8 protein-coding genes and 1 pseudogene are annotated in these 7816 nt (G+C 65.0%); 4 read left to right on the top strand and 5 right to left on the bottom strand.

Features of this window, described 5'->3' with window-relative positions:
- Positions 1-7: 7 nt before the first annotated feature.
- Both rplX and rplN read right to left on the bottom strand, forming a co-directional pair.
- On the bottom strand, positions 8-325 hold the full coding sequence (rplX, locus tag A2J02_RS16760) for a 50S ribosomal protein L24 (RefSeq protein WP_008718278.1): 318 nt from the start codon (positions 323-325) through the stop codon (positions 8-10).
- Entirely contained in the window at positions 326-694 is a 369-nt protein-coding gene (gene rplN / locus A2J02_RS16765) for a 50S ribosomal protein L14 (RefSeq protein ID WP_068051377.1), read from the bottom strand. It lies immediately after the preceding gene.
- Between the two features lie 238 nt (positions 695-932).
- Between rplN and A2J02_RS16770 the strand changes: the two genes are divergently transcribed.
- Genes A2J02_RS16770 through A2J02_RS16785 form a run of 4 tightly spaced genes read left to right on the top strand, consistent with a single transcriptional unit; the run spans position 933 to position 7120 of the window.
- Positions 933-1970 carry an endonuclease domain-containing protein gene (locus A2J02_RS16770; protein ID WP_068051371.1) on the top strand — a complete coding sequence of 346 codons (1038 nt, stop codon included), beginning with the start codon at positions 933-935 and terminating at the stop codon, positions 1968-1970.
- A complete protein-coding gene (locus tag A2J02_RS16775) occupies positions 1967-2632 on the top strand; it encodes a hypothetical protein (RefSeq protein ID WP_068051373.1) in 666 nt (221 codons plus the stop codon). The genes A2J02_RS16770 and A2J02_RS16775 overlap by 4 nt, the downstream gene beginning before the upstream one ends.
- 17 nt (positions 2633-2649) lie before the next feature.
- Positions 2650-5775, top strand: coding sequence for an ATP-binding protein (locus A2J02_RS16780; RefSeq protein ID WP_068051379.1), 3126 nt, complete (start codon positions 2650-2652; stop codon positions 5773-5775).
- Between the two features lie 28 nt (positions 5776-5803).
- Positions 5804-7120 carry an AIM24 family protein gene (locus A2J02_RS16785; protein ID WP_068051375.1) on the top strand — a complete coding sequence of 439 codons (1317 nt, stop codon included), beginning with the start codon at positions 5804-5806 and terminating at the stop codon, positions 7118-7120.
- 64 nt (positions 7121-7184) lie between these two features.
- On the opposite strand, the gene rpsQ is transcribed toward A2J02_RS16785, so the two are convergent.
- The 3 genes and pseudogenes from rpsQ to A2J02_RS16800 form a co-directional block, all read right to left on the bottom strand.
- Positions 7185-7463 carry a 30S ribosomal protein S17 gene (gene rpsQ, locus A2J02_RS16790; RefSeq protein WP_032376635.1) on the bottom strand — a complete coding sequence of 93 codons (279 nt, stop codon included), beginning with the start codon at positions 7461-7463 and terminating at the stop codon, positions 7185-7187.
- Positions 7460-7705 (bottom strand): 50S ribosomal protein L29, encoded by a 246-nt coding sequence (gene rpmC, locus A2J02_RS16795; RefSeq protein ID WP_032376634.1) that lies wholly within the window; start codon positions 7703-7705, stop codon positions 7460-7462. The genes rpsQ and rpmC overlap by 4 nt, the downstream gene beginning before the upstream one ends.
- Positions 7705-7816: pseudogene (locus tag A2J02_RS16800) on the bottom strand (ribosomal protein L16); the annotation flags it as partial. The gene rpmC and the pseudogene A2J02_RS16800, both read right to left, overlap by 1 nt.

Here is a 7816-nt window from a genome sequence, read left to right on the forward strand (position 1 = left end):
AGTCATCTCAGATGTCCTTCCCGTTCTTGCGGGAAACACGAACGCGCTTGCCGGATTCCTCATCGGTCCGGTAGCCCACGCGAGTGGGGTTTCCGTCCGAGTCGACCACTGCGACGTTCGATACGTGGATCGGGGCTTCCTGAGTGACGATGCCACCCGAGGATGCGCCGCGCTGGTTGGCGGAGACCGCGGTGTGCTTCTTGATGCGGTTCACACCCTCGACCAGAACCTTGGAGTCAGCGGGGTAGGCCTGAATGACCTTGCCCTTGGCACCCTTGTCCTTGCCTGCGATCACGAGAACGGTGTCGCCCTTGTGCACCTTCATTTACAGCACCTCCGGGGCGAGCGAGACGATCTTCATGAACTTCTTCTCACGCAGCTCACGGCCGACCGGGCCGAAGATACGAGTTCCACGGGGATCGTTGTCGGGCTTGATCAGCACCGCAGCGTTCTCGTCGAAACGGATGTACGAGCCATCCGGACGGCGACGCTCCTTGATGGTGCGGACGATGACGGCCTTGACGACCTCACCCTTCTTGATGTTTCCACCGGGAATGGCGTCCTTCACCGTAGCTACGATGATGTCGCCGATTCCGGCGTAGCGACGTGACGAAACACCGAGAACGCGGATGCAAAGGATTTCCTTCGCGCCCGTGTTATCAGCGACGCGTACTCGCGACTCCTGCTGAATCACTAACTTCTCCTTGACCTGGATGTACGTACGTGCCGGATTTCCGTCCCGACACGCGCGGTCGGCTGCCGAGAGCGGGCGCACAAAGACACACCGCTGCCACAGGCAACCGGTCAAGTGTAGGGGAACGGCCCCTCGGGTTCCAAATCGCCATCGCGCGAGCACCGGCCGCCGCTTGCCGACCCGGAACTCTCGGTACGGTTTCGGGGATGGGACATCTTCGGATCAGCGGGGCGCGGCGATGACGTCGACGGGCGACGGCGGCCACTGGTGGTCGAGTCTGCCACTGGATCGGGTCGTCCGACTGCACGGTGCCACCGAGCGTGAACTCGCCGAGTCCGTGAACCCTCTGCCGTCCGACGCGCCCTCGATCGTGTTCTTCGCGGTCGATCCGGCGACGGCGAATCGTGCCGCCGATCTCGTCGATGCGGTGGTAGCAGAACTCGAGAACGCTGCAGTCGACTCGGCTCCGCTGTTGCTCACGGAGTTCGACCATCAGGAAGACTCGTCGACGTTGCATCGACGCGCTGCACGCGCCGCCGCTGTGCGGCTCGCCGGCGACACAGCGCACTTCGGTCCGTATGTCGCGGCACTCGCAGATGCCGCAGTCGCGGGGCGGTCGCCGCGTCGAACCGCATTCACCGTCGAGACCCGAGCAGCAGGGTCGGCCCGAGTACTTGCCTCCGCTCAGCACAGAAGCACTGTTGCCCTCGTGTTGGTCGTGCCCGTCGGAACGGACGCCGGAGTCGTCGCGGGAGCAGCGGAATGGTTGTGCGCCCACGCCGGGGCAGGGGTCTGGGTGACGGGCGACGGGGCGTCGAGCGTGGACCGATTCCCGTCGGTCTCGGTACGTGCGCCGGAAGTACCCGACGGCGTCAGCACGGTCCTCGATCGATTCCGGCCGCTCAGCTATCCCCCGATCGCGGGTCACCCCCACCCGGCGAGCGAACCCGAGAAGCGTCTGTGCCGCGCGCTGGACGCCCATGACTGGGCCACCGGGCGTGAGCACAACCGCTCGATCCGGCTCGACGAGCTCAGCCGACCGTTCACGGTCGACGTACTGTGGCGCACCGAGAAGGTCGTGGTGGAAATCGACGGAAACGAGCACCGGGCAGTCGATCGGTTCGCCGAGGACCGCGTCCGTGACAACCAGCTGCAGACACACGACTACATGGTGTTGCGCTTCACCAATGCTCAGGTGATCGACGATCCGCAACGTGTGGTCGCTACCATCCGCGAGGCAGTATCGAGAAGACGATCGAAGGGGGATCCTCGATGAGCACCGAAGACCTGAACGGGACCGAAGTAGCAGTGCTGCTCGTTCTGATGGCCGAAGCAAGTCCGGTAAAGAACTCTGTACTGAAGACGCTCGGTCCCAACCTGGAGAGGCCATCCCGCGACAAGCTGAAGGACCTGGGCCTGATCGAGGTGAATAGGTCCGTCAGCCCGATGACTCTCGAACTGACCGACAAGGGTTGGCGCACCTGCGGCGAACTCATCGGCGGTGAGCCACCGGCCCGGTCGGCGGGAGCAGGAAAGGCCATGTTCACCGTCTTGGCCGGGTTGCGTCGGTGGCTCGACCGCACCGACAGCCGTCCGGCAGACGTGTTCTCGCCCCGCGGAGACGAGGCTGCACCCGACGAACCTGCAATCGACGAGAAGGCCGTCGATTCCGATACCGTCGACATCGAAGCCTCGATTCGCGCGGCGTATGCCCGGATCGCGCGCGAACCCGGCAGCACCGTGCGACTCTCGCGCCTGCGAAACGAGTTGCGCGACATAACCAGAACCGATCTGGACGACGCCCTGGCGCGTCTGCGTCGTGCGGCGGATGTCTCGCTGATACCCGAAGAAAATCAGAAGACACTGACCGACGAGGAACGCGCCGCGGCCGTCATCGTCGGCAATCAGCAGAACCACCTTCTCTCGATCGAACCATGATGGGCGTTGAGTCGACGATGACGGACAACGAGCAGATCAGAGCTCTCGAATCGGTGCGGTTGAGCTGGGCACCGACCCCCGACGACGTGTGGCGTTCGCAGTCGAACGTGCACGTGCCGGGAATGCACGAACGAGTGTTCCTCGAAGTGATGAATGCATACGACGACGCGGACGCCTCCGACGACGCCAGTCCGCTCGGGGTCGTCGTGCGCGGCCCGGCCGGTTCGGGCAAGACGCACCTGCTCGGCCAGGTGCGCGAAGAAGTGCAGCTCAAGGGCGGCTACTTCTTCCTGATCAGGTTGCTCGACGCTGCCGGCTTCTGGCGCTCGACGCTGATGGGGATGCTCGACGACCTGATGCGTCCGTCCGGCCGCGGATCGGACAGCCAGCTCGGGCTGTTGCTCCGACGCCTGTGCGAGATCGGCGAGATTCCCGACGATCAACGCGCAAAGATCATGGGCGAGAACATGATCGATGCCGAGACGCTCGATGCCTTCGTCACTGCGGTGTACAAGGTTCACCCCCGTCACCGCCGGACGTCGCAGCACACGCTGCGCGCACTCGTGCTGTCCATCGCCCCCGACTCGGCAATTCAGGATCTGGGTGACGCATACCTGCAATCGATCGACGATGTCGATCCGGACGAGTTCTCGGCCTGGGGCATCCGCCGGGCCGAACTCGGCCATCAGGGCATCGCCGAGAACATCTCGCGTCTGCTTGCCATCACCGGTCCGACGATTCTCGCGATCGACCAGATCGACACACTCGTGGCGCAGTCTCGTACCGGATCGGATCAGGAGTTCGCCGACGCTCAGGAAGACAAGGTCGTCGAGCAGCTCGCGCACGGCTTGATGTCGTTGCGCGAGACCCTCCCCCGCACCGCCTCGGTACTTTCTGCGCTGTCGAGTGCCTGGGAACTGATCGCCGCGCGCGGAGTCGCGCCGATGCGTGACCGCTTCCGAGTCACTCAGTCGCTCAAGCCGATTCCATCGTCGGACATCGGACGCCTCCTTCTCGGACGACGTCTGGCAGCGTGCTTCCTCGAAGCCGGGTTCACTCCGCCGCACCCCACGTGGCCGGTCGCGCCCGACGCGTTCGAGCAGGCCCCCGATTTCACTCCGCGCCAGCTGCTCATCGCCGTCGATCGCCACATCAGGCACTGCCTCGACGCCGGCGTTGCGTCGGAGTTGGAGAGCTTCACCGACAGGTCGGGTCCGGCCGATGCGCCGGATCTACCCACGGCGCGGGTCAACGAACTCGACGCGCTCGACGATCGCTACAAGCAACTTCGCGAGCAGGTCGACGTCTCGATTCCGCTCCGACCCGACAGCGAGGACTCGATCGTTCCCGCACTGCTGTCCGCGGGCCTGACCGCGTGGATTCACGAGCATCAGTCGTCCGACGACAGCCTGGCCCAGGATCCGCCGCCGAGCGGCAAGCCCGCGCTGCACGCTCGCCTGCGCCACACCGTCGACACCGATACCGACGACGAAGAGCACTGGTGCTTCCGTGCGGTCACGTCCGGTAACGCCCGCGCCGCGCTGGCCCGCGTCGAGCGCGCAGTGACGACGGCGGGTCTGCGGATAGACATGCCGAGGCGTCGGCTGATCCTGATCAGAAACGATCCGTGGCCCAACGGAGCGAAAACCGAGCAGACCATCGCGGCCCTGCGCCGCGCCGGAGGCATCGTGGTGCCCTTCGGCGACGAGGACCGCAGGGCTCTGGCGGCGTTGTCGATCCTGTTGACCGAGAACTCCCCCGCACTCACGTCCTGGCTGCTCGCACGCAAGCCGGCGCACGATGTCGAATTGTTCCGGGCGGTGCTGCCCGCTGTCAGTGTCGTCGACGACGACACCGCCCTCATCGAACCCGAGACGCCGAGCGTCGCAGCGCAGCCCGCGTCGCCGCGGCGACCGTCCATCGTGGTCGGTGCCGAACTCAGCACTGGTGCGGACGTCGCCGTTCCACTCGAAGCGTTACGCAAGCACACTGCGATCTTCGCGGGCTCCGGTTCGGGCAAGACGGTGCTGATTCGTCGCCTGGTGGAAGAGTGTGCCCTGCAGGGAGTTTCGGCGATCGTGCTCGACGTCAACAACGACCTGGCTCGACTCGGCACCGCATGGCCGGAGGACGAGCGGACGTGGCCACCGGGGGACGAAGCGAAGGCGACCGCGTACCTGCGCGACACCGACGTCGTGGTCTGGACGCCCCGCAAGTCCTCGGGTCGGCCGCTGAGCTTCCAGCCACTTCCCGACTTCGTCAGCGTCCTCGGCGACGCCGACGAGTTCGAGGCGTCCGTCGAGTCCGCACTGGCCTCACTCGAACCGGCTGCGGGCGTTCTGGGCACTTCACAAAAGTCCAAACACGGTCGGGCCGTGTTGAAGTCAGCGCTCGACCTGTTCGGTCGACGGCCACAGGGCGGGGACCTGACCGCCTTCATCGACCTGTTGGAAGAGTTCCCCGAGGACGCCAGCGAGATGCGCGATGCGGTGCGCATCGCGGCCGGACTGGCCGAGAATCTCAAGGCCGCCGCCGCGAACGATCCGATGTTCGCGGGAGCGGGTACCCCGGTCGATCCCGCTGTTCTGCTGACTCCGGCAGAGGGCAAGAAGGCCAGGGTCTCGGTGATCAACCTCGCCGGCCTGACCACCGACGAGCAGAAACAGAGCTTCGTCAACCAGCTGCAGATGGGTTTGTTCGCCTGGATAAAGAAGAACCCTGCGGGCGACCGGCCGCTGGGTGGGCTGTTCGTGATGGACGAGGCGCAGAACTTCGCGCCCTCGGACAGGACGACCGCTGCGACACACAGCACTCTCGCTCTGGCATCGCAGGCACGCAAGTACGGGCTCGGTCTGGTGTTCGCCACCCAGGCCCCGAAAGGCCTGCACAATCGAATCGCCGGCAATGCGTCCACTCAGTTCTACGGCCTGCTCAACAGTCCCTCGCAGGTCGAGGCAGCCAAAGAGATGGCGCGGGTGAAGGGTGGCTCGGTTCCCGACGTCGGACGCCTGCCTGCCGGTCAGTTCTACGCGGCCGTGGAGGGCGCAGAGTTTCGTCGTACGGCCACCCCGCTGTGCCTGTCCTACCATCCGAAGAGTCCGCCGACCGAGGAAGAGGTCATCGAGCTGGCGCGCCAGTCGTGACGCCCTCGACAGTGGCACACTGGATTCGATGAAAACCCTCGCACGCGGGGAGAACTGCCCCGCTCCTGCCGGTCCCCTGACGGTGACGCTCGCGGCGTCGACCTCGGTCGATGTCTCCGCGCTGCTTCTGGGGCCGGACGGGCGGGTGCGTTCGGACGCGGACCTGGTGTTCTACAACCAGCCATCAGCCCCCGGTGTCGAGTATCGCCGTGCATCGACCGGGCACCTGCTGATGTTCGACGCCACCGCCGTCCCCGCCGGCGTCGATACCGTGGCCGTGGCGGCGTCTCTCGACGGAACGGGGCCGGCCACATTCGCGGCTGCGGGACCGACGGCGGTGACGGTGTCCGATGCGTCGAACACAGCGCTGGTGGCATTCGCTGCCGATGCACTCGGAGACGAGAGCGCGCTGGTGTGTCTCGAGTTCTACCGCCGCGGCGAGCAGTGGAAGATCCGTGCCGTCGGCCAGGGTTATGCAGATGGCCTGGCGGGGTTGGCCACGGCCTTCGGCATCAGCATCGAAACGGACGAGCGACCGGTGCCCGCCGAGCCGTCCTCACCCATCACCGATTCCACAGTGAATTCACCTGCTCGACAAGGAGTCCTGGCCATGAGAAGTGAATTGTTCACGCCCGCCCACGCCGAGGTTCCCGGCTCGGGCATACAGAAGCAGGGCAGCAAAATGTGCCGAATCGGGATGAACGGTGACGTGATGGCCCGGGCCGGTTCGATGGTCGCGTACCAGGGCGATCTCCGGTTCGAGGCGAAGGGCTCGGGTGGTATCGGCCGGGCGCTCAAGCAGGCGCTCTCGGGCGAGGGTGTCCCTCTGATGAAAGTCACAGGCCGGGGCGACCTCTTTCTCGCCAACGCAGCTCAGGACGTCCATCTGATCGACCTGGACGGGTCCGACGGTCTGACCATCAACGGTGCCAACGTTCTGGCTTTCGAGTCCACGCTGAGCTACGACGTCAAGCGTGTGCAGGGCGCTGCGGCAGGCGGTAACGCGGGCTTCTTCAACTGTGTTTTCACCGGCCGCGGACGGATCGCCATCACGACGGACGGCATTCCGGTGGTGCTGAACGTCGATCAGCCCACATTCGCCGATCCGCAGGCTGCGGTTGCGTGGTCGTCCTCGTTGCAGACGAGAGTCAAGAAGAACGATTCGTTCGGTCTCGGCACGCTGATCGGTCGATCGACCGGTGAGCGGTTCACCCTCGAGTTCGCGGGCCAAGGGTTTGTCGTCGTACAGCCGTCGGAGCAGCCGCCGGGCGGGATGATCGGTGGCAGCGGCAGTGGTGAGCAGGCCGGTGTGGGCGGCGCGCTCGGCGGCTTGTTGGGCAGATAGGCTGCGCGGCCGGAACACAGAAATGCCCGCTCCCAGGAAGGGAGCGGGCATTTGTGTGCAGGTACTACTTGGCCTTTTCGAGAACCTCGACCAGTCGCCAGTGCTTCGTGGCGGACAGCGGACGGGTCTCCATGAGCTGAACGCGATCGCCTACGCCGGCATCGCCCTTCTCGTCATGTGCCTTGACCTTGGTGGTGCGACGGATGATCTTGCTGTAGAGGGGGTGCTTGACCCTGTCCTCGAGCTCGACCACGATCGTCTTTTCCATCTTGTCGGATACGACGTAGCCGATCCGAACCTTACGGTTGTTGCGCTCTTCAGTCACAGTGTTTTCCTCGCTCATGCTGCGTCACCTGCTGTGTCCTCGGAAGGACCAGAGGCCAAGCCGAGCTCACGTTCACGAAGCACCGTGTAGATACGCGCGATTTCGTGGCGCACCACGCGCAGTCGACGGTTGTTGTCCAACTGGCCGGTAGCCATCTGGAAACGAAGGTTGAACAGCTCTTCCTTCGACTCACGCAGCTTGGTGACCAGCTCTTCACCGGTGAGCTCGCGGAGCTCTGCGGCTGGGGTTCCGGTAGCCATCAGAACTGCTCCTCCCTGGTGATGATGCGTGCCTTGATGGGCAGCTTGTGGATGGCGCGAGTCAGTGCCTCACGCGCGATGGTCTCGTCGGGGTACGACAGCTCGAAGAGC

Origin of the sequence: Rhodococcus sp. EPR-147, assembly GCF_001647185.1 — a bacterium.
In the GTDB taxonomy this organism is placed as follows: Bacteria; Actinomycetota; Actinomycetes; order Mycobacteriales; family Mycobacteriaceae; genus Rhodococcoides.